Below are 21,792 nucleotides of genomic sequence, written 5' to 3'. Positions count from 1 at the left end.
ATTGTTTTTATTAGATTGCGTTAGCGATTAACGTACCCATTTCCGCAGTTGAAACAGGTGCAGAATCATCGGCTAAATCTCCCGTACGGTGACCACTTGCTAAGACTTTTTGTACGGCATTTTCAATGGCATCCGCTGCTTCGTTTAAGTTGAAGCTATAACGCAACATCATCGCCGCAGAAAGAATTTGTGCGATTGGGTTGGCAATGCCTTTGCCTGCGATATCTGGTGCAGAACCGCCAGCAGGCTCATATAAGCCGAAACCTTCTTCATTTAAGCTAGCAGATGGCAACATCCCCATAGAGCCGGTGATCATCGCCGCTTCATCAGAAATAATATCGCCAAAAATGTTAGAGCAGAGTAGAACGTCAAAAGATTCAGGCGCTTTGATTAATTGCATAGTCGCATTGTCGATATAAATGTGATCTAAAGTGACTTCAGGGTAGTCTTTTGCCATTTCTGTCACGGTTTCACGCCATAAAATAGAAGACTGCAATACGTTCGCTTTATCCACAGAAGTGACTTTTTTATTGCGTTTCATCGCTGCCTCAAAAGCCGCACGTGCAATGCGTTCAATTTCATATTTGTAATAAACTTCAGTATCGAATGCTTTGGTTTGAGCACCTTCACCTTCACGACCTTTAGGTTGACCGAAATAAATCCCACCCGTTAATTCACGTACAACCACCATATCAAATCCTTTCGCCGCAATATCCGCACGTAATGGGCAGAATTTTTCTAAGCCTTTATAAAGGGTTGCCGGGCGAAGGTTACAGAATAATTTGAAGTGTTTACGCAATGGCAATAACGCACCACGTTCCGGTTGTTGATCCGGTGGTAAATTTGTCCATTTTGGCCCCCCTACAGAACCAAACAAAATCGCATCCGCTTCATCACAACCTTTTAAGGTTTCTGCAGGTAATGGGCAACCACAATGATCAATTGCAGCACCACCTACATAAAATTCATTGAAGTTAAGTTTAAAACCGAATTTTTCTTGAACTTTATTTAATACTTTAATGGCTTCAGCCATCACTTCTGGACCAATACCGTCTCCCGGTAGAACAGCGATGTTGTATGATTGCATATTATTTTTCCTATTTCAGTCACACTAAAGTGCGGTTAATTTTTTTCACATTTTCTCCCCTCTTTTATAAAGAGGGGAATTGGGTTAATGATGTTTGTGGCTTTTAATATCGGCGACTTTATGCGCTCGATAAATCGCATTGATCGCGTGGACTAAAGCAAGTGCAGAAGATTCAACGATGTCTGTTGCTAAACCAACACCATGGAATTTACGCCCTTCGTGTTCAACGACAATATCCACTTGCCCTAATGCTTCTGCCCCCTCGCCTTTAGCGGTTAAGTTATAGTGAGACATTTTGATTTCTAAGCCAGTTAAATTTAAGATGGCGTTGTAAACCGCATCCACTGGGCCATTGCCGCCAATTGAAGACGTACTTAATTTTTCGCCATCCAACTTCAATTGAACAAAGGCTGTTGCAGGATATTCTTTCGTTGAATGAGCAGAAAGTTTATCTAATACCAAACGATCCTCATCGCCTTGTTGCATATCAATAAACGCCAAGGCTTCTAAGTCATAATCAAATACCTGACCTTTTTTATCCGCTAATTTTAAGAACGCATCATACAATTTATCCAAATCATAATCTTGTTCATTATAGCCCATATCCGTCATATGGCCTTTCACAGCCGCACGACCAGAACGTGCAGTTAAATTCAATTTTTCTTTTTTTAAACCGATCGTTTCTGGAGACATAATTTCGTAGGTATTTTTGTTTTTCAACATACCATCTTGATGGATGCCAGAAGAGTGCGCAAAAGCATTTGAACCCACAATGGCTTTATTCGGCTGAATCGGCATATTGCAAAGCTGGCTAACCATTTGACTCACACGATGAATTTCTTGCGTGTTGATGCGTGTATCCACACCCATAAATTCTTGGCGAACTTTCATTGCCATAACCACTTCTTCCAAGGCGGTATTGCCTGCTCGCTCGCCGATACCGTTGATAGTACATTCAATTTGACGCGCACCATTTTGTACTGCAGTTAAAGAATTAGCGGTTGCCATGCCTAAGTCATTATGGCAATGAACAGAAATCACAGCTTTGTCGATATTCGGCACGCGGTTGCGCACTTGAGCAATAATGTTGCCGTATTCATTTGGTAAACAAAAACCTACTGTATCGGGAATATTTACTGTAGTTGCACCCGCATTGATTGCTGCTTCAACAATACGACAGATATTATCAATACCTGTACGGCCGGCATCTTCGCAAGAGAACTCAACATCATCCGTATAATTACGTGCGCGTTTCACTGCTGCAACAGCCATTTCTACCACATCATCAAAAGAACGTTTTAATTTCGCTTCAACGTGCAATGCTGAACTTGCAATAAAAGTATGAATACGGAATGCTTCAGAGACTTTCAATGCTTCGTATGCAGCATCAATGTCTTTATCTACTGCTCTAGATAACGCGGCAACACGAGAGTTTTTGATATGACGCGCAATGGTTTGAACAGACTCAAAATCCCCTTGAGAAGAAACAGGGAACCCCACTTCCATTACATCCACACCTAAACGTTCAAGTGCTAAAGCAATCTGTAATTTCTCTTTTACCGTCAAACTTGCTTTTAATGCCTGTTCCCCATCACGCAAAGTCGTATCAAAAATAATAACGCGATCTGTCATAACAATGTCCTTACTAAAAGTTCTTCTGAAATCACTCCAAAAGTGCGGTGCGTTTTCCTGTATTTTTTAGACAAAAAAACCCGCAGCTTATAAAGTGCGGGTTTAAAATTGGGTATTTACATCTGACTGTTTTTTATCCACAACTTAGCCGCACACAAAATGTGAGAGCAGCAGGTTGAGAGATAAAGAAACAATACGAGACATAAATAAAAATCCTTCTGTGTAAAACGCTTTTCATATTACGAATAAAAAACTGGCTGTCAAACTATTTTTTAGCGTTTTATATCAAAAAAATTTATTTCAACACAACATAAAATATACATTTAACTAATAAATTCAAAATAAAAAGAATATTCAACCAAGTCTATTACAATCAGCAAATTTTTATTATTTAATTTTTTACATTTTCAAAATAAGAAAAATTTTGCAATTTTTTACTCATCAAAAAGAATTTTTGCGATCTATATCGCAAAATGCTTTCAAGTTAATCGTTTCTTTCACTCGTTTTTTCCATACTAAATTTTCAAATCAAAAAGGAAAAAGCATGCACGATATTACTTACACGCTACTCCGCCTAATGCAAGTCCCTAAACTTGGCGGAGTGGGCATTGATAAAATTTTATCCAATATTACGCTAGATGAGTTGCTCAATTATGATGATGTTGCTTTTCGACAAATGGGATGGGGAGCCATTCAAATTCGTCGTTGGTTCAAGCCTGAAGCAAAATTTATTGAGCCAGCGCTAGAGTGGTCACAAAAAGAGGGAAATCATTTGGTGAATTATTTTTCCCCTTTTTACCCCTTTCTATTGAAGCAGATAGCGAGCTTTCCCCCTCTGCTATTTGTAAAAGGAAATTTGACCGCACTTTCACAACGTCAAATTGCCATGGTGGGAAGTCGCTACTGCACGGCTTATGGTGAATATTGGGCTAAATATTTTGCTACGGAACTATCATTGGCAGGCTTTACGATTACCAGTGGACTAGCATTGGGAATAGATGGGCATTGTCATCAAGCAGTTGTTGATATTCAAGGACAAACCATTGCCGTTTTGGGAAGCGGATTAGAACAAATTTATCCCGTAAAGCACCGCAAACTTTCAGAACTTATTTTGCAAAACAACGGTACATTAGTTTCTGAGTTTTTACCAAACCAAGCACCAATTGCGACAAATTTCCCTCGTCGTAATAGGATTATTAGCGGGCTTTCGGTTGGAACATTAGTGGTTGAAGCCACGGAAAAAAGCGGCTCTCTGATTACCGCTCGGTATGCATTGGAACAAAACCGAGAGGTTTTTGCTGTGCCAGGCAATATTCAAAGTGAATTTAGCCAAGGTTGTAATCGTCTCATTAAACAAGGCGCAATGTTGGTGGAAAATGCAAAGGATATTTTGGAAACTCTCTACCAACATTCTATCCATAGCCAAACTGAAATTGATTTTGACCAGATTGCCGTGCCTAATTACACGCCACCACCCGATCCTCGCCGATTGGTAGAAGCACCAAGTCACCCGAAACTTTACTCGCGTATCGGTTACACGCCTGTGAGCATTGATGATCTAGCTGAAGAATTTAACTTGAGTGTCGATGTTTTACTTGTTCAGTTGCTCGATCTTGAATTGCAAGATCTCATCATAAGTGAAAATGGACTATATAAACGCGTTTAGTGTAAATTTTTATGCTAATATACGCCCATTCTTTTTTCATAAAAGGACAATTATGTTAGCCATTATCTCCCCTGCGAAAACCCTTGATTTTGAAAGTGCGGTAAAAAATTTTGCTGTTTCTCAACCGCACTTTACTGATTACAGCGAACAGCTTATTGAAGTTTGTCGTAAACTTTCTCCGCAAGATCTTTCATCTCTTATGTCTATCAGCGATAAGTTAGCTGGTTTAAATGCCGCACGCTTTGCAGAATGGACAAAAATTCACAATGAAAACAATTCTCGCGCTGCATTATTTGCATTTAAAGGCGATGTTTATACTGGTTTAGATGCTGATTCCCTTTCAGAAGATGATGTTGCCTTTGCGCAATCCCATTTACGTATGCTTTCAGGGCTTTATGGGCTTTTAAAACCGCTTGATTTAATGCAACCTTACCGATTAGAAATGGGCACAAAATTAGCCAATCCGAAAGGAAAAGATCTGTATGCCTTTTGGGGAAATGTGATCACTCAAGCGGTTCAACAAGCTATAGATGCACAAGGTGATAATGTTCTGATAAATTTAGCCTCTGATGAATATTATAAATCTGTTAAAGAAAACCAGCTTAATGCCAAAATTATTAAGCCAGTTTTCTTAGACAATAAAAATGGCAAATACAAAGTAATTAGCTTTTATGCGAAAAAAGCTCGAGGCTTAATGTGCCGTTATCTTATTCAAAATCGTTTAACCGACATTGAACAGTTAAAAGAATTTGATTTAGCTAGTTATTGGTTTGATTCAGCATCATCCACTGAAACCGAATTTGTATTTAAGCGAGATATCAATGAATAAAATTTTTGTTATATTGACCGCACTTATACTCTCTGGCTGTGCAACTAAACTGACTCAATTAAATGTTCCTACACAGTTAGAGCACAACGGTAAAAATTATGCCCTTACCGGCAGCCAAGATTTAGAAACCATTGCACGCTATGTTTATATAGCTAAGCCAGATACGCTAGAAAATTGGCAATCTGAAATTGAAATTCTCTTTGATCGCAATCAACCTACGCGTTCAATTAAAGAGCGGATCGCATTGAGAGAACGAATTTATCGTAATACAGGCGTAAAAGATTTCCATTTCGATGCTATTCCAGAAAATTCTACGAATCCAAATGAATTAAATGGGTATGTCATCTATTCGCCAACAAAGGAAAATCCATCTTGGCAAGTAAATGTGATGAAAGGACGACAATTACCACAATGTGGCTTTGTTCAGTATCAATATTCGCAAAAAGTACAGCAACCAACACTTTCTAAACATTTATCCGTCGATAAAGTGCAACAACATTTGCAAAAATACGTTGTGGACATAGAAAGAAAACATTTACAAGATTTGAAGTGGCAACTGTTCTGTCAAAAATAATGTAAAAAATTATGCCGGATCAAAATCTCATCAGATTTTGCTAGAGCAGATACCTCTAATGATGTAATCTTATGCCAGTTTCCAATTACGGTTAAAAGTAGGTAAATATGATTAAAAAAATTGCAGTTTTAACAAGTGGTGGCGATGCGCCAGGTATGAATGCAGCAATTCGTGGCGTAGTACGTTCAGCACTTGCAGAAGGCCTAGAAGTGTTTGGTATCTATGATGGTTACCAAGGCTTATACAACAATAAAATCAAACAACTAAACCGCTACAGCGTATCTGATGTGATTAATCGTGGCGGTACTTTCTTAGGTTCTGCACGCTTTCCTGAATTTAAAGATCCAAATGTTCGTGTGAAATGCGCAGAAATTTTACGTTCTCACGGCATTGATGCACTTGTGGTTATCGGTGGTGACGGTTCTTACATGGGCGCAAAATTGTTAACCGAAGAACATGGTTTCCCTTGTGTTGGCTTACCTGGCACTATTGATAATGATGTTGCAGGTACTGACTATACCATCGGCTATCAAACTGCATTACAAACTGCAGTCGATGCAATCGACCGTTTACGCGATACATCAAGCTCACACCAACGGATTTCTATCGTTGAAATTATGGGGCGCCATTGTAGTGACTTAACAATTTCTGCAGGTATTGCCGGTGGTTGCGAATATATCGTCGCATCAGAAATTGAATTTAATCGCGAAGAATTAATTCAACAAATTGAACGTAGCATTATTCGTGGTAAACGCCATGCAATTATTGCAATCACTGAACTTTTAACCGATGTTCATTCTCTCGCAAAAGAAATTGAAGCTCGCGTTGGGCACGAAACTCGTGCAACTGTTTTAGGGCATATTCAACGTGGCGGTTCTCCTTGTGCTTTTGACCGTATTCTTGCTTCACGTATGGGCGCATACGCGGTAGATTTATTGCTGCAAGGTAAAGGTGGCTACTGCGTAGGCATCCAAAATGAACAACTTGTTCACCATGATATTATTGATGCAATTAATAATATGCATCGTGAATTTAAAGCTGATTGGCTTAAAGTGGCAAAACGTTTGGAATAATCGTTTATTTACTTTATATAAATCACCAAAACTTAATTAATATTTTTATCTCACTTAAACAGACACAGCAATGTGTCTGTTTTTTTTACAAAAGTGCGGTGATTTTTTCTTGAGTTTTCTATAAATCCTTTATCTTTTAAAATTTGAAAATAAACGCGACTGCCAGTTCTACCTAGATGATCTTTTTTGCTATAAAAATAGATATCCGATAAAATGCGCCAAGCAAAATAAGGTATAAAAATTATGACAAAGAAAAAAGTAAAACCAGGATCAAACACTATCGCACTGAATAAACGTGCGAGACATGATTATTTTATAGAAGATGAAATTGAAGCGGGTCTTGAATTACAAGGCTGGGAAGTCAAATCAATGCGCGCAGGCAAGGCAAACATTAGTGATAGTTATGTCATTTTTAAAAATGGCGAAGCCTTTTTATTCGGCGCAAGCATTCAGCCATTAAATGTTGCATCAACGCATATTATTTGTGATCCAACTCGCACTCGTAAGTTATTATTAAATAAACGCGAATTAGCATCCCTATTTGGCAAAGCAAACCGAGACGGTTTTACCATCGTAGCGCTTTCTCTTTATTGGAAAAGTGCATGGGCAAAAGTCAAGATTGGTTTAGCCAAAGGTAAAAAACAACATGATAAACGCGATGATATTAAAGAGCGTGAATGGAAAGTAACAAAAGATCGCATTATGAAAAATGCACATCGAGGATAATATATAGCAAAAAGCCCGAAATTATTCGGGCTTTTTATTCATATCTTATAGCTATTTAGCAGTCGGAACTTTTAATTCTGGCTCATCTGGTTTTTCAATTGGTGCAAAAGTTTTATCTTTATTCGCATCAATAATTTTTTGGGTATCATTGGCTAATGCTGTTAAACCCATTTTTTCATAAGCTTCTTTCATCAAAGACAAACCTTCATAAGTTGCTTTAGCATCAGGATATTGTTTCAACATTCCAACTACACGGTTTGACACTGCAACCCAAGCATCACGTTTTGCATAGAATTTTGCAATATCTAACTCATGGCGAGCAAGTGCATCTTTAATATAAGCCATACGCGCTAAAGCATCTTGAGCATAAGGACTATTAGGGAATACACGAACTAAATTTTGGAAATTAGAAAAAGCGGTACGCATAGAAGTGGTTTCACGTGTCGCACGATCAATTCCAAAGAAATCTTGAATGAAATTATCACCTGTTGCGGCATTGGTTAACCCCGCCATATAGACTGCATAGTCTTGGTTCGGACTTTGTGGGAATTGATGTAAAAAGCTATCTACCGTCAATAATACTTGCGTATAATCTTGTGCTTTATAGTTTGCATAAATTAAATCTAGCATCGCCTGCTCTTGATAAATACTACCAGGGAAACGTTCAGTCGCCGCTTTTAAATAACGAATAGCTTCAGAATAACCGCCTTCTTGTAATGATGTAACACCTTTAGTGTACAACTCATTTACTGATGCTTGCTCAACATCTTTTGAACTACTTGAACATCCAACAACCAATGCTGCCACGGCAAGCAATGCCAAAGATTTTATTTTACGCATTGTTTTTTCCTTAATTTTTACGAAAACCAATAAATAAGATACAATTGTCCGCTATTGTATAGAACATTAATCAATAAGCCAACTTTTAAAATTTTTGAGAGCTATTTATGCCACAAATTACCCTTTCAGCTGAAGTGCAGCCAGAACAAATGGGACAGCGTTTAGACCAAACACTTGCAGAGTTGTTCCCTGAATATTCTCGCTCCCGATTAAAAACGTGGATTGAAGCCGATCTCGTAAAACTTAATGATCGTATAGCCAATATTCCTCGTGAGAAAGTGCTCGGAGGAGAAAAAATAGAAATCACCGTTGAAGTGGAAGATGAGACACGTTTTGAACCAGAAAATATTCCATTGAATATCGTGTATGAAGATGACGACATTATTGTGATTAATAAACCTAAAGATCTTGTGGTACACCCTGGTGCTGGCAATCCAAATGGAACTGTGCTCAATGCGCTACTCTATCATTATCCGCCGATTGCAGAAGTACCGCGTGCAGGAATTGTACATCGATTAGATAAAGATACGACAGGCCTAATGGTTGTTGCGAAAACTATTCCAGCACAAACTAAGTTAGTACGCGACTTACAAAAACGCAAAATTACGCGTGAATATGAAGCTGTCGCTTCAGGCATTATGACCAAAGGTGGCACAGTGGATCAACCTATGGCTCGTCATGCAACCAAACGTACTTTAATGGCGGTTCATCCAATGGGAAAACCAGCAGTCACCCATTATCGTATTATGGAAAATTACCGTAACTACACCCGTTTACGTTTACGTTTAGAAACTGGCCGTACGCATCAAATCCGCGTTCATATGGCACATATTGCCCATCCATTGCTAGGCGATCAAACCTATGGAGGACGCCCTCGTCCGCCTAAAAATGCGAGTGAAGACTTTATGGAAGTATTGCGCAATTTCAAACGTCAAGCTTTACATGCTGTCATGTTACGCTTAGCTCATCCAATTACAGGTGAAATGATGGAATGGTATGCCCCATTACCTGATGACTTTGTTGAATTGCTAAATGCACTCAAAGCCGACTATCTCGAACACCAAGATGAGTTAGATTATTAATATGCAAGCGATTAACCCAAATTGGAACGTTCCAAAGAATGTTCATGCCTTTACCACTACTCGTGAAGGGGGCGTGAGCTTAGCGCCTTATTTTAGTTTTAACTTAGGCGATCATGTCGGTGATAACAAAAGTGCGGTAAAAACCAACCGCACTTTATTAGTCGAAAAATTTGGTTTGCCACAAACACCTATATTTCTAACTCAAACACACAGCACTCGAATCATTCAATTACCTTATTCAGGACAAAATCTTGAAGCGGATGCAGTTTATACAAATGTACCTCATCAAGTTTGTGCTGTTATGACTGCTGACTGTTTGCCGGTTCTATTCACCACAACATCAGGCAATGAAGTAGCTGCAGCACATGCTGGCTGGCGTGGTTTATGTGATGGCGTATTGGAAGAAACGGTAAAATGCTTTCAGGCCAAACCTAAAGATATTATCGCGTGGTTTGGCCCTGCAATTGGCCCAACAGCATTTCAAGTTGGAATTGATGTTGTAAAACAGTTTGTTACGGTAGATGAAAAAGCCAAACTCGCCTTTCAACCAGATGCAATGGAAGAAGGTAAATACCTAGGTAATCTTTATCAAATTGCAACTCAGCGATTAAACAATCTAGGCATTACGCAAATTTATGGTGGAAATCACTGTACATTCAATGAAAAAGAATTGTTCTTTTCTTATCGCCGTGACAATCAAACGGGCCGAATGGCAAGTGTCATTTGGTTTGAATAAATAGTCTAAAAGCGCATAAAATGCGCTTTTAGTATCTTTATTTTATATTCTTTCTTCAATAATCCCGCCGCCCAAACAAACCTCACCAAGGTAAAATACGGCAGATTGTCCTGGTGTGACGGCTGGTTGAGGTTCATCGAAAATCACTCTAATAGTTTCATCATCAATAGGTTCAATAACACAAGGAATATCTTGTTGGCGATAACGCGTTTTCACCGTGCAACGTAATAATTCACGCATTGGTTCGCGATCAACCCAATGTAATTGGCTAGCAATCAAACCTTTAGAAAATAAACGAGGATGGTCATGCCCCTGAGCGACAATAAGTTCATTATTTTCCACATCCTTATCTACCACATACCAAGCCTCATCACCCGCATTTTGTAAACCACCAATGCCTAATCCTTTACGCTGTCCCAACGTGTGATACATCAAACCATCATGACGACCAATAATTTCACCATCAACAGTACGAATATCACCAGGCTGAGCCGGTAAGTAACGAGCTAAGAAATCCTTAAATTTACGTTCACCAATAAAACAAATACCAGTAGAGTCTTTTTTCTTCGCCGTAATTAAGCCAAGATCTTCAGCAATAGCGCGAACAATCGGCTTCTCAATTTCACCAACAGGGAATAAACTTTGCCCTACTTGTTTATGGCTTAAGGTATAAAGAAAATAACTTTGATCTTTATTGGCGTCTAGACCACGTAATAATTTTGCATTTTCATCATCACCGGCCCTACGTACATAATGTCCTGTTGCAATGTAATGGGCACCAAGATCTTCAGCTGCATATTCTAAAAATGCTTTAAATTTAATTTCTTTATTACACAAAATATCTGGGTTCGGCGTGCGCCCTGCTTTATATTCAGTCAGAAAATGCTCAAAGACATTATCCCAATATTCTGCCGCAAAATTAATTTTATGTAGTTTAATACCCAACTTATCACATACAGCCTGAGCATCTGCAAGATCAGCTGCTGCAGTGCAGTAATCCGTATCATCATCTTCTTCCCAGTTTTTCATAAACAGGCCTTCCACCTGATAGCCTTGCTGTTGAAGAATAAAAGCTGACACAGAAGAATCCACGCCGCCAGACATACCACAAATTACTTTTTTGGTACCATTTCTCGCAAGCTGTTCTTGTGTAAGTTGAGGAAAGTGTTGATTATAAGTATTTGAAATTAACATAGTTCTCCCGTAACTTCGGTTAAGGCGAAGCACATTGGTCATTGAATGAGAAAACGGCAAAATAATTTTGCCGTTAATTTTATTTTGCACATAAAGTGCGGTCATTTTTGAGCAAGTTATTTCACTTCATAAAATTGCGAATCATCATCTTTTTTCGCAAATTTTTGCTCATATTCAGCTTTCGCTTGTTCATCGCCCGCATCTAATTTTGATTGAAGCGTGTCACAAGGTTTATCACAATCGCAAGCTTTAGCAATACCAAGGGCAGATAAACCACCGCAGCTGCCTTTTAAACTTTGTTTTTTGATAATAAATCCGATAGACATCAACAATATAATTGCGACGAAAGCGATCAAAGTAAAAAATAAAGTTTGCATAACTATTCTTTTGTTTCTGTTAATTTTTTGAAAGCAGAGGATGATTTTGTGATAAAACCATTATCTGTTTTAATGATTAAGTAAACGGCAAGATTATTTTTCTCAGCCACTTCTAACGCCTTGTCTTCACCCAGCACAAATAAGCCTGTTGATAGGCCATCTGCAGTCATTGAGGTTGGAGCAAGGACCGTAATTGAGGCTAAATGATGCTGAATTGGGTAACCTGTTTTCGGATCAATTTCATGAGCAAAGCGCTTACCATTTTCTTCAAAGTAAATACGATAATCGCCAGAACTTGCCATTCCCATATTGTCTAATCCAATGACGGCTTCAACTGCTCTTTCACCTGTCGTAGTTGGTTTTTCAATTGCGATCTGCCAAGGTTTACCTTCAATATTTTTTCCTTTCGCACGAATTTCACCTCCGATTTCAACCATGTAATTCTGAGCATTTAATTGTTCTAACTTCTCAGCGACCTGATCAACGCCAAAGCCTTTAGCAATCGAGGATAAATCGACATAAACTTGAGGAAGTGCTTTGCTTAATGTCGGTTTTGCACCGCTCATATCGAGGGCAATTTTATCAATACCAACCCATGCTTGGCGTTCAGCTAATTGTTCTGGCGTAGGTTGTTTTTCTGGGCGTTTTTCTGGGCCAAATCCCCATAAATTCACGACAGGACCAACAGTTACATCCAATGCACCTTCAGTCACTTTATTTAAACGAATCGCTTCAGCTAATACTTTGGCAAAATCTGCTGAAATCTCAATCGGTGTATTCACTTGGGTATTTTGATTGAAACGACTCAGTTCCGAATCTTTTTTGTAAGTGGACATTTTCGCGTTCACATCTTTTAAGATTGCTTCAATTTCTTCATGCGTCTTTTCAGATGTTGCTTTCATTGAGCCTTCATCAAGATATTTAACATGATAAGTCGTTCCCATTGTTTTACCACTTAATGAGATAACTTTTGTTTCTTTTTGACAGGCTGCAAGACTTAATGCGATTGTTACCGCCATGATACCGCTTATTAATTTTTTCATCTGGATTTCCTAAATCTGCGAATTACTGGCAAATTCAATAAAACTTACCTGTAATCATAGAAAATTTTCTAAAAACACCTTAAATTTTGACCGCACTTCATCACAAAGTGCGGTCAGTTTTTATGATGAATTGATTAACTAAAATCAGCCACCAAAGTCATCTAATAAAATGTTTTCATCTTCAACACCAAGATCTTTCAACATTTTAATTACAGCTGCATTCATCACCGGAGGTCCACACATATAGTATTCACAATCTTCTGGTGCTTCATGATTTTTCAAGTAGTTTTCATAAAGTACATTGTGAATAAAACCTGTATAACCAGTCCAATTATCTTCAGGCAATGCGTCTGATAACGCAACATGCCATACAAAGTTTGGATTTTCAGCTTGTAATTGGTCAAAGTCTTCTTGATAGAAGATTTCACGTTCTAAACGTGCACCATACCAGAATGACATTTTACGTTTAGAATGAAGACGTTTTAACTGGTCAAAAATATGAGAACGCATTGGAGCCATACCCGCACCACCACCGATAAATACCATTTCAGCATCAGTTTCTTTCGCAAAGAATTCACCAAATGGACCAGAAATAGTGACTTTATCACCCGCTTTTAATGACCAAATGTATGAAGACATTTGACCTGGAGGTGCATCAGGTTGACGCGGAGGAGGCGTTGCAATACGAACGTTAAGCATAATGATGCCTTTCTCTTCAGGGTATGAAGCCATTGAGTAAGCACGAATAATATGCTCGTCAACTTTAGAGACATAACGCCATAAATCATATTTATCCCAGTCTTCGTGGTATTCTTCAGGAATATCGAAATCTTTATAGTTCACTACGTGTGGCTCAGCTTCGATTTGGATATAACCACCCGCGCGGAAAGGTACTTCCTCGCCTTCAGGAATCGCTAATTTAAGTTCTTTGATAAAGGTTGCTTTGTTATCGTTAGAAATAACAGTACATTCCCATTTTTTCACGCCGAAGATTTCTTCTGGAAGTTCAACTTCCATATTACCTTTCACGTTAACTTGACAAGCTAGACGATAACCTTCTTTTGCTTCACGTTTGTTAATGTGAGAAAGTTCGGTTGGAAGAATTTCTCCGCCACCATTTTTCACTTTTACCACACATTGACCACAAGAGCCGCCGCCGCCACAAGCAGAAGACACGAAAATACCTTTACTTGCTAGAGCACCTAATAATTTACCACCTGCAGGTAATGTAATCACTTTCTCTGGATCGTTATTGATACCAATAGTAATATCACCAGAATCGACTAATTTTGACTTGGCAAACAAGATAATCGCAACGAGTACTAAAATAATAGCGGTAAATGCTGCAACACCTAATAATAAAATTGAAGATTCGCTCATTTATGCCTCCTTATAATTGAATACCAGAGAATGACATAAAGCCAAGCGCCATCAATCCAGCAGAAATAAAGGTTATTCCTAATCCTTTCAAGCCTGCCGGTACATCAGCATATTTCATTTTTTCAGTTAAACCTGCAAGCGCAACAATTGCTAACATCCACCCCAAGCCTGCACCAATACCGTACACGGCAGATTCTGCGAAGGTATATTCACGTTGAATCGCAAAGGATACGCCACCAAAGATCGCACAGTTTACGGCAATAAGCGGAAGGAAAATCCCCAATGCGTTATACAGTGCAGGGAAGAATTTATCGAGCGTCATTTCAAGAATTTGAACGATACCCGCGATAATACCGATAAATGTAATAAAGCTTAAGAAGGATAAATCTACCCCTTCAACTAAGGCGCCATCTTTTAACACATGTTCAAATACAAATTGGTTCGCTGGCACAGAAATGCCAAGCACAACTGTTACTGCAACCCCTAAGCCGAATGCGGTTGACACTTTTTTTGATACAGCAAGGAAAGTACACATCCCTAAGAAGAAAGAAAGCGCCATATTTTCAATGAAGATCGCCTTCACAAATAGGCTAATATAATGTTCCATTGATTATTTCTCCTGTTGCTCAGGTTTCCACGTTCTTAAGCCCCAAATGATGAAGCCGATAATAAAGAACGCACTTGGTGCAAGAAGGAACAAGCCGTTTGGTTGATACCAACCACCGTCTTGAATGGTTTGGAATACTGGAAAGCCAAGTAAACGACCAGAACCGATTAACTCACGTAACGTTGCAACAATTAATAAAATTGCACCGTAACCTAAACCGTTACCGATACCATCAACAAAGCTCTCAAGTGGACGAGATTTCATCGCAAAAGCTTCTGCACGGCCCATCACGATACAGTTAGTAATAATCAAGCCTACAAATACCGAGAGCTGCTTAGATAAACCATAAGCAAAAGCTTTCAATACTTGGTCAACTAAGATTACCAAAGAAGCGATAATTGCCAGTTGTACAATGATACGAATACTATTTGGAATGTAATGACGAATCATTGAAATAAACATACTAGAAAAACCAGTTACTAAACTTACCGCAATTGCCATAACGATCGCGGTTTGAAGTTGAGTTGTGACCGCTAATGCAGAACAAATACCCAAAATTTGCAGCGCAATCGGGTTATTTTTTACGATCGGATCAAGCAAAAGTGCTTTTAAATTGCTTTTTGCATCAGCCATTATCTTGCCCCCGCTTTAAATTTTGCTAAGAATGGACCAAAACCGTTTTGACTAAACCAATAATCAAAGGAACCTTGCACTCCATTTGAGGTTAAAGTTGCACCTGATAAAGCATCAACACCGTATTCTTTGTTAGAAGAAGCATTTTTAGCAATACGAATAGCCACACGTTGATCATCATCAAACAGTTTTTTATCTACGAAAAGTGCTTGCCAACGCGGATTGGCAATTTCACCACCAAGACCTGCTGTTTCACCTTGATCATAGTAAGTAATGCCTTTGATGGTATTGGCATCTGGGGCAACCGCAACAAAACCGTACATTGTTGACCATAAACCGCGACCGTACATCGGCAATATGACTTGATTGACTTGACCTTGTTCATCTTTTACAAGATAAACTCGCGCTTGATTGGCACGCACTTTAATTCCGGCTTTATCTTGTTCCACCGGAATTGCTTGACTAAGTGCGGTCGATTTTACTGCTGTTTTTGGATCAAATTTTTCTACATCCTCTTTTGATGCTTGAACAAAATCACCACTTTGCAAATCCACTAAACGTGGTTCAATAAACTTGTTATAAGTGTCTTTAATGACAGAAGCATTATCTTCTTTCATTAAGCCAGCAACCGTTAAAATATTACGTTGAACGTCCAGTGCTTTTTGCTCATCTTGTTTCGCTTTCAATGCCACCGCGGCACCGGAAACAATGATAGAACACACTAAACTTAGCAATACAACAACGGTAACTGTACCACCAACGCTGTCTTTATTAAACTTAGCCATTTGTTCTTGCTCTCCGACGTTTGATATTTGCTTGAACAACGATGTAGTCGAAAATCGGTGCAAATAAGTTTGCAAATAAAATCGCTAACATCATTCCCTCCGGATAAGCTGGGTTTACAGTACGAATTAATACAGCCATTACACCAATTAATGCACCGTACCACCACTTACCTGCATTGGTAAAGGATGCTGAAACAGGGTCTGTTGCCATAAATACCATACCTAATGCAAATCCACCTAAAACAAGGTGCCAATGCCAAGGCATTGAGAACATTGGGTTAGTATCAGAACCCACTAAATTGAATAGAGTTGAAGTTGCAATCATACCAATCATCACACCAGCAATGATGCGCCATGCAGCAATACGAGTGAACACAATCACTGCGCCACCGATTAAAATTGCAAGCGTAGAAACTTCACCCATTGAACCAGGTAAGTTACCAACAAAAGCATCCATCCAAGTGATTGGAGCGCCAGTGGCTGTATGTTGTAATGCTCCCTGACCACCTTGTGACCATTGTGAAAGTGCGGTTGCGCCAGAGAAACCATCAGCAGCAGTCCAAACAGTATCACCTGAAATTTGAGCTGGATAGGCGAAGAACAAGAAAGCTCGGCCTGCAAGTGCAGGGTTCATGAAGTTACGACCAACGCCACCAAAAATTTCTTTTGCAACAACGATACCAAAAGTAATACCTAATGCGGCTTGCCATAATGGCAATGTTGGAGGAACGATCAACGCAAATAAAATGGTTGAAACGAACATCCCTTCATTTACTTCATGACCACGCACCACTGAGAATAACAACTCCCAAATTGTACAAACGGTAAACACCACTAAGTAAATTGGTAAGAAGAAGATCGCTCCCAGAGCCATTTTTGAGCCCCAAGTTGCATTGGCTGTTAAATCTAAACCTAATGAACTTGCAAAGGCATAATGCCAATCGTTAGCAATTAGTTGATCTAAATTGCCTAATTGATTTAAGGCTGGAATCGCTTGGTTACCCACATTGTACATCCCGTAGAAAATCGCAGGGAACAACGCAAGGAAAACCGTAATCATCATACGTTTTGAGTCTAACGCATCACGAACGTGAGTATTTTTGTGCGTTACTGTACCTGGTGTATAAAGCAAGGTATAAATCGATTCAAAGATCGGATAAAGCTTGCTGTATTTACCACCTGGTAAAAACGCGGGTTCCATTTTTTCAAAAAGATTTTTCAAACCCATTTTTAACCTTCCTTCTCAATCTTATCTAGTACTTGACGCAAGATTGAACCGTATTCATATTTGCCTGGGCAAACGAAAGAGCATAATGCTAAGTCTTCTTCATCTAATTCAAGACAACCTAACGCTTGAGCACCATCGGTATCACCCACGATTAAATCACGTAATAATAATGTCGGTAAAATATCCAACGGCATAACACGCTCATAGCTACCAATTGGAACCATTGCACGCTCACCACCGTTTTCTGCGGTAGTAAAATTGAATAATTTCTTACCGAAGTGACCCAACACTGTACGAGTAATTGAATATTTATTTGATTGCGGTGTAATCCAGCCAAGAAATTCTTTCTCATTACCTTCAGCGATTACCGATACTTGCAATGCATAACGACTTAAATAGTCATGAGCACCTTTTGCAGTTTGGCCACAAAGCACTGAACCAGAAATTACGCGATTTTCACCCGCACTTAATTCATTTTGGGTTAATTGAGAGAGATTAGCGCCAATTACAGTGCGAATTAAACGAGGCTCTTTCACTTGCGGACCAGCAAGAGAAATAACACGTTCAACATAAAGCTCGCCTGTTGTAAATAATTTACCCACTGCGATCACATCTTGATAATTGATGTGCCATACAATTTTATTTACACCAACAGGATCAATAAAATGAATATGAGTACCAATAAGACCCGCAGGGTGAACGCCACCAAAATCATGAATCTGTAAATTTTCAAGATCAACTGTTGGGATATTGGTATCACCTGCTTTACACAAATGTAACGGTTTTGAAGGGAATAAACGACTTAATACCGTTAAACCATTCGTGAAATCTTGCCAAAATTCTTTTAGCACGATTGCAGGATCTGCGGCTAATGGATTGGTATCCATTGCATTCACGAAAATTGAGGCTGGTTCACTATCAATCGCAGGCACTTTGCTAAATGGACGAGTACGTAATGCAGTCCATAAACCTGATTCAACAAGGTTTTGTTTTACTTGTTCAGAAGAAAGCGTATTCAATTGTTCTGCACTATATTTTGCGAAAGTGATTTGCTCATTTCCTTCCACATTAATTACGACAGATTGTAATACGCGCTTCTCACCACGATTGATTACAGTGATAGTACCACTTGCAGGGGCTGTAAAAATCACACCTGGATTTTTCTTGTCTTCAAAAAGCACTTGGCCTTTCTTTACAACATCGCCTTCACGTACCTTCATCGAAGGACGCATCCCCACATACTCCTCACCTAGAATCGCAACTTGATTCACAACATTTCCGTTGTGGATTACTTGTGCTGGTTTTCCCGCAATCGGGAGATCCAAGCCTTTCTTAATTGTAATCATACTGTTTGCACTACTTTTCAAGGTTAAAAATACAATTGCAAATAAGCAAGTTAAATGCAATCTCGTGTTTGAGCGTGGCAAAATGCCTTTTAAAAGACATTAATGCCACAAAAATAAAAAACTCAAATCGGTTAACTTCACGATAAACATGCTTATCGAGAAATTGAATTTGGATAAAATTAAACGCCTTATTCTAGCGAAAATCTGCTTTTTTCGCTACTTAAACGCCTACTTTTTTGTAAAAACCTTTTGCGGTATATCAAAAAAATGTTACATTTTCATAACATAAAAAATTAATGTCCAACGCCTGCGCATTTCGTTGAAGTGGGAATTTTCTCACTTAATTCGCGCCATTCTTCTACAGTAAACAAATGCAATGCTAACGCATGAACACCGCTATTAAGCTCATCTGCAAGCAATTGATAAACACATTGATGACGCTGTACTTTGCGCATTCCTTCAAAAATATTACTCACAATCACACATTTAAAATGAGATTCCTCGCCACGACCAGAACTATGTAAGTGGCTTTCATTTTCTACACTAAAAAAGTGCGGTTGAAATTCTAGTTGAATTTTTTGTTCGATAGTTTGTTGAACAGACATCATAAATCTCCACAAAATCACAATGAAACGCTATACATTAGCAATGAAGTTTGCAAGAATAACACAGTTTTAACTGGCTCATTGGGGAAATTATGACATTATCAAACAAAATCAAAACATTATCAGCAGTAAGTATTACAGCCGCCACGCTGTTCCTTGCTGGCTGCCAAGCACAATCAAATACATTAACGTTCACACCACCAGCACCGAATGCCACAATGAACATTAATCAAAATGCGATTGTGTATGTAACAACGAAAGATAGCCGCACAACGCAAGATATCGCGAGCTATACCAAGCGTGGAGAACTCATTAAATTAAATTCATCACCGAGTGTTACACAATTATTCCAACAAGTGATGCAACAAAATCTTATTAGTAAAGGTTTCAGAATTGGTCAATCCAATGGATCAAATGCGTGGGTAACTGTAGATGTGCGTGAATTTGCTACGCAAGTAGAACAAGGTAATCTTCGTTATAAACTTAATACAAAAATTCAAGCAACTGTTTATGTTCAAGGCGCGAAAGGCTCATATAACAAAGCTTTTAATGCTACTCGTTCACAAGAAGGCGCATTAAACGCAGATAATGACGAAATTCAAAAAGTTCTATCTCAAACATTTAACGATATTGTGAATAACATTTATCAAGATCAAGAAGTATCCGCTGCGATTAACCAATATGCTAATTAATCACATAGCTAATTAGATATGCTCTTAAGTGGGGAAGGTTAATATAACCTTCCTCATTTTTTATGATGTCATTTTATTCTACATACTACTTTTCACGTAAAATCATCTAAAGCTAACCATCTGTTCAAAAGAATAAAAATATTCATAAAACCAATTACATCAATTTATAGCATTCTTCATAAAAATTAGGCAAAATACGGAAAATTTTTGAGTTCAAAAAAGGATCAAACTATGACTAAACATTATGATTACATCGCTATTGGCGGTGGCAGTGGCGGTATTGCTTCTCTAAATCGTGCTGCAAGCTATGGAAAAAAATGCGCAATTATTGAAGCAAAACATCTTGGCGGTACTTGTGTAAATGTAGGTTGCGTACCTAAAAAAGTAATGTTTTATGGTGCACACATTGCAGAAGCAATTAACAATTATGCACCAGATTATGGCTTTGATGTTGAAGTGAAAAAATTTGATTTTTCAAAACTGATTGAAAGTCGCCAAGCCTATATTGGTCGTATTCATACATCTTATAACAATGTATTAGCGAAAAATAACATTGATGTAATTAATGGTTTCGGAAAATTTGTAGATGCTCATACTATTGAAGTAACACTTGCTGATGGTAAAAAAGAACAAGTAACCGCAGATCATATTTTAATCGCAACTGGTGGTCGTCCATATCGTCCAAACATTAAAGGACAAGAATACGGCATTGATTCAGATGGTTTCTTTGCATTAACAGAATTACCAAAACGCGCTGCGGTTATCGGTGCCGGCTATATTGCCGTTGAACTTTCTGGTGTATTAAACAGCCTAGGCGTGGAAACCCATTTATTAGTGCGTCGCCATGCGCCAATGCGTAATCAAGATCCATTAATCGTAGAAACATTAGTGGAAGTACTTGCGCAAGATGGAATTCAATTACATACCAATTCCACACCATCTGAGATTGTTAAAAATGCAGATGGTTCACTTACAGTAAAATGTGATGGTCAATCTGATGTTACTGTGGACTGTGTTATTTGGGCGGCAGGTCGTGTTCCAGCGACAGATACAATTGGCTTAGAAAATGCTGGCGTAGAAACGAATGAACGTGGCTATGTCAAAGTAGATAAATATCAAAATACTAATGTGAAAGGCATTTATGCAGTAGGCGATATTATCGAAAACGGCATTGAATTAACACCGGTTGCAGTTGCAGCGGGTCGCCGCCTTTCTGAGCGTTTATTCAATAATAAACCGACTGAACATTTAGATTACAATTTAGTTCCAACCGTTGTATTCAGCCATCCACCAATCGGCACTGTAGGTTTAACTGAACCTCAAGCTATCGAACAATATGGCGCTGAAAATGTTAAGGTATATAAATCCTCTTTCACTGCAATGTACACTGCGGTCACTCAACATCGCCAACCGTGCAAAATGAAATTAGTTTGTGTGGGTAAAGATGAAAAAGTTGTGGGTTTACATGGCATTGGTTTTGGTGTAGATGAAATGATTCAAGGATTTGCCGTAGCAATCAAAATGGGCGCAACAAAAGCTGATTTTGATAACACCGTGGCTATTCACCCAACGGGTTCAGAAGAATTCGTTACAATGCGTTAATCTTCAAAGCAAAGAAACAAGAGCGGTAAAATTACCGCTCTTTTTTGTTTCTAAT

22 protein-coding genes are annotated in these 21,792 nt (G+C 38.7%); 9 read left to right on the top strand and 13 right to left on the bottom strand.

Annotated features, from left to right (window positions below; translation table 11 throughout):
- Positions 1–10: 10 nt before the first annotated feature.
- Positions 11–1,087 (bottom strand): 3-isopropylmalate dehydrogenase, encoded by a 1,077-nt coding sequence (gene leuB, locus HMPREF9096_RS07350; protein ID WP_009499816.1) that lies wholly within the window; start codon positions 1,085–1,087, stop codon positions 11–13.
- An 84-nt stretch (positions 1,088–1,171) separates the two neighbouring features.
- Positions 1,172–2,719 (bottom strand): 2-isopropylmalate synthase, encoded by a 1,548-nt coding sequence (gene leuA / locus HMPREF9096_RS07355; RefSeq protein WP_009499815.1) that lies wholly within the window; start codon positions 2,717–2,719, stop codon positions 1,172–1,174.
- Positions 2,720–3,263: 544 nt separating this feature from the next.
- On the opposite strand from leuA, the gene dprA reads away from it, so the two are divergent.
- From dprA to smpB, 5 genes are all read left to right on the top strand, one after another.
- On the top strand, positions 3,264–4,385 hold the full coding sequence (dprA, locus tag HMPREF9096_RS07360; RefSeq protein WP_032803243.1) for a DNA-processing protein DprA: 1,122 nt from the start codon (positions 3,264–3,266) through the stop codon (positions 4,383–4,385).
- A gap of 52 nt (positions 4,386–4,437) precedes the next feature.
- Positions 4,438–5,214 carry a peroxide stress protein YaaA gene (yaaA, locus tag HMPREF9096_RS07365; protein WP_032803242.1) on the top strand — a complete coding sequence of 259 codons (777 nt, stop codon included), beginning with the start codon at positions 4,438–4,440 and terminating at the stop codon, positions 5,212–5,214.
- Positions 5,207–5,788 carry a hypothetical protein gene (locus HMPREF9096_RS07370; RefSeq protein WP_009499810.1) on the top strand — a complete coding sequence of 194 codons (582 nt, stop codon included), beginning with the start codon at positions 5,207–5,209 and terminating at the stop codon, positions 5,786–5,788. Before yaaA ends, HMPREF9096_RS07370 begins: the two co-directional genes overlap by 8 nt.
- Positions 5,789–5,895: 107 nt before the next feature.
- The gene (pfkA, locus tag HMPREF9096_RS07375; protein WP_009499809.1) at positions 5,896–6,861 is read left to right on the top strand and encodes a 6-phosphofructokinase; all 966 of its coding nucleotides are present in this window, start codon (positions 5,896–5,898) and stop codon (positions 6,859–6,861) included.
- 243 nt (positions 6,862–7,104) lie between these two features.
- Entirely contained in the window at positions 7,105–7,587 is a 483-nt protein-coding gene (gene smpB / locus HMPREF9096_RS07380) for an SsrA-binding protein SmpB (protein WP_005645898.1), read from the top strand.
- Between the two features lie 51 nt (positions 7,588–7,638).
- Here the strand turns inward: smpB and HMPREF9096_RS07385 are convergent, their stop codons facing one another.
- Positions 7,639–8,427 carry an outer membrane protein assembly factor BamD gene (locus tag HMPREF9096_RS07385; protein ID WP_032803241.1) on the bottom strand — a complete coding sequence of 263 codons (789 nt, stop codon included), beginning with the start codon at positions 8,425–8,427 and terminating at the stop codon, positions 7,639–7,641.
- A 107-nt stretch (positions 8,428–8,534) separates the two neighbouring features.
- On the opposite strand from HMPREF9096_RS07385, the gene rluD reads away from it, so the two are divergent.
- Positions 8,535–9,509, top strand: coding sequence for a 23S rRNA pseudouridine(1911/1915/1917) synthase RluD (gene rluD / locus HMPREF9096_RS07390; RefSeq protein ID WP_005633366.1), 975 nt, complete (start codon positions 8,535–8,537; stop codon positions 9,507–9,509).
- A gap of 1 nt (position 9,510) precedes the next feature.
- Positions 9,511–10,245, top strand: coding sequence for a peptidoglycan editing factor PgeF (gene pgeF / locus HMPREF9096_RS07395; protein WP_009499805.1), 735 nt, complete (start codon positions 9,511–9,513; stop codon positions 10,243–10,245).
- 42 nt (positions 10,246–10,287) lie between these two features.
- On the opposite strand, the gene mnmA is transcribed toward pgeF, so the two are convergent.
- The 10 genes from mnmA to HMPREF9096_RS07445 all read right to left on the bottom strand — a co-directional run bounded on the left by mnmA (position 10,288) and on the right by HMPREF9096_RS07445 (position 19,443).
- Positions 10,288–11,439, bottom strand: a complete 1,152-nt coding sequence (mnmA, locus tag HMPREF9096_RS07400; protein ID WP_156791777.1) for a tRNA 2-thiouridine(34) synthase MnmA — start codon at positions 11,437–11,439, stop codon at positions 10,288–10,290.
- Between the two features lie 116 nt (positions 11,440–11,555).
- On the bottom strand, positions 11,556–11,816 hold the full coding sequence (gene nqrM, locus HMPREF9096_RS07405; protein WP_005633372.1) for a (Na+)-NQR maturation NqrM: 261 nt from the start codon (positions 11,814–11,816) through the stop codon (positions 11,556–11,558).
- 2 nt (positions 11,817–11,818) lie between these two features.
- Positions 11,819–12,859: an FAD:protein FMN transferase gene (locus tag HMPREF9096_RS07410; RefSeq protein WP_009499802.1), complete on the bottom strand. Its 1,041-nt coding sequence runs from the start codon at positions 12,857–12,859 to the stop codon at positions 11,819–11,821.
- Positions 12,860–13,003: 144 nt separating this feature from the next.
- Entirely contained in the window at positions 13,004–14,239 is a 1,236-nt protein-coding gene (nqrF, locus tag HMPREF9096_RS07415; protein WP_009499801.1) for an NADH:ubiquinone reductase (Na(+)-transporting) subunit F, read from the bottom strand.
- Positions 14,240–14,249: 10 nt separating this feature from the next.
- On the bottom strand, positions 14,250–14,846 hold the full coding sequence (gene nqrE, locus HMPREF9096_RS07420) for an NADH:ubiquinone reductase (Na(+)-transporting) subunit E (protein WP_005633378.1): 597 nt from the start codon (positions 14,844–14,846) through the stop codon (positions 14,250–14,252).
- Positions 14,847–14,849: 3 nt separating this feature from the next.
- Positions 14,850–15,479, bottom strand: coding sequence for an NADH:ubiquinone reductase (Na(+)-transporting) subunit D (locus HMPREF9096_RS07425; RefSeq protein WP_005633380.1), 630 nt, complete (start codon positions 15,477–15,479; stop codon positions 14,850–14,852).
- Positions 15,479–16,264, bottom strand: coding sequence for a Na(+)-translocating NADH-quinone reductase subunit C (locus HMPREF9096_RS07430; RefSeq protein ID WP_009499798.1), 786 nt, complete (start codon positions 16,262–16,264; stop codon positions 15,479–15,481). Before HMPREF9096_RS07430 ends, HMPREF9096_RS07425 begins: the two co-directional genes overlap by 1 nt.
- Positions 16,257–17,492, bottom strand: coding sequence for an NADH:ubiquinone reductase (Na(+)-transporting) subunit B (locus tag HMPREF9096_RS07435; RefSeq protein WP_009499796.1), 1,236 nt, complete (start codon positions 17,490–17,492; stop codon positions 16,257–16,259). Before HMPREF9096_RS07435 ends, HMPREF9096_RS07430 begins: the two co-directional genes overlap by 8 nt.
- A gap of 2 nt (positions 17,493–17,494) precedes the next feature.
- Positions 17,495–18,838 carry a Na(+)-translocating NADH-quinone reductase subunit A gene (locus HMPREF9096_RS07440; RefSeq protein WP_009499795.1) on the bottom strand — a complete coding sequence of 448 codons (1,344 nt, stop codon included), beginning with the start codon at positions 18,836–18,838 and terminating at the stop codon, positions 17,495–17,497.
- Positions 18,839–19,131: 293 nt separating this feature from the next.
- Positions 19,132–19,443, bottom strand: coding sequence for a BolA family transcriptional regulator (locus HMPREF9096_RS07445; protein ID WP_032803239.1), 312 nt, complete (start codon positions 19,441–19,443; stop codon positions 19,132–19,134).
- 92 nt (positions 19,444–19,535) lie between these two features.
- On the opposite strand from HMPREF9096_RS07445, the gene HMPREF9096_RS07450 reads away from it, so the two are divergent.
- Positions 19,536–20,135: a YajG family lipoprotein gene (locus HMPREF9096_RS07450; RefSeq protein WP_009499792.1), complete on the top strand. Its 600-nt coding sequence runs from the start codon at positions 19,536–19,538 to the stop codon at positions 20,133–20,135.
- 231 nt (positions 20,136–20,366) lie between these two features.
- Complete coding sequence (gene gorA / locus HMPREF9096_RS07455; RefSeq protein ID WP_009499791.1) at positions 20,367–21,737, top strand: glutathione-disulfide reductase; 1,371 nt, start codon at positions 20,367–20,369, stop codon at positions 21,735–21,737.
- The last annotated feature ends 55 nt before the right edge of the window (positions 21,738–21,792 follow it).

Source organism: Haemophilus sp. oral taxon 851 str. F0397 (assembly GCF_000242295.1).
Taxonomy (GTDB): domain Bacteria; phylum Pseudomonadota; class Gammaproteobacteria; order Enterobacterales; family Pasteurellaceae; genus Haemophilus.
This window is presented reverse-complemented; position numbering and strand designations above follow the sequence as displayed.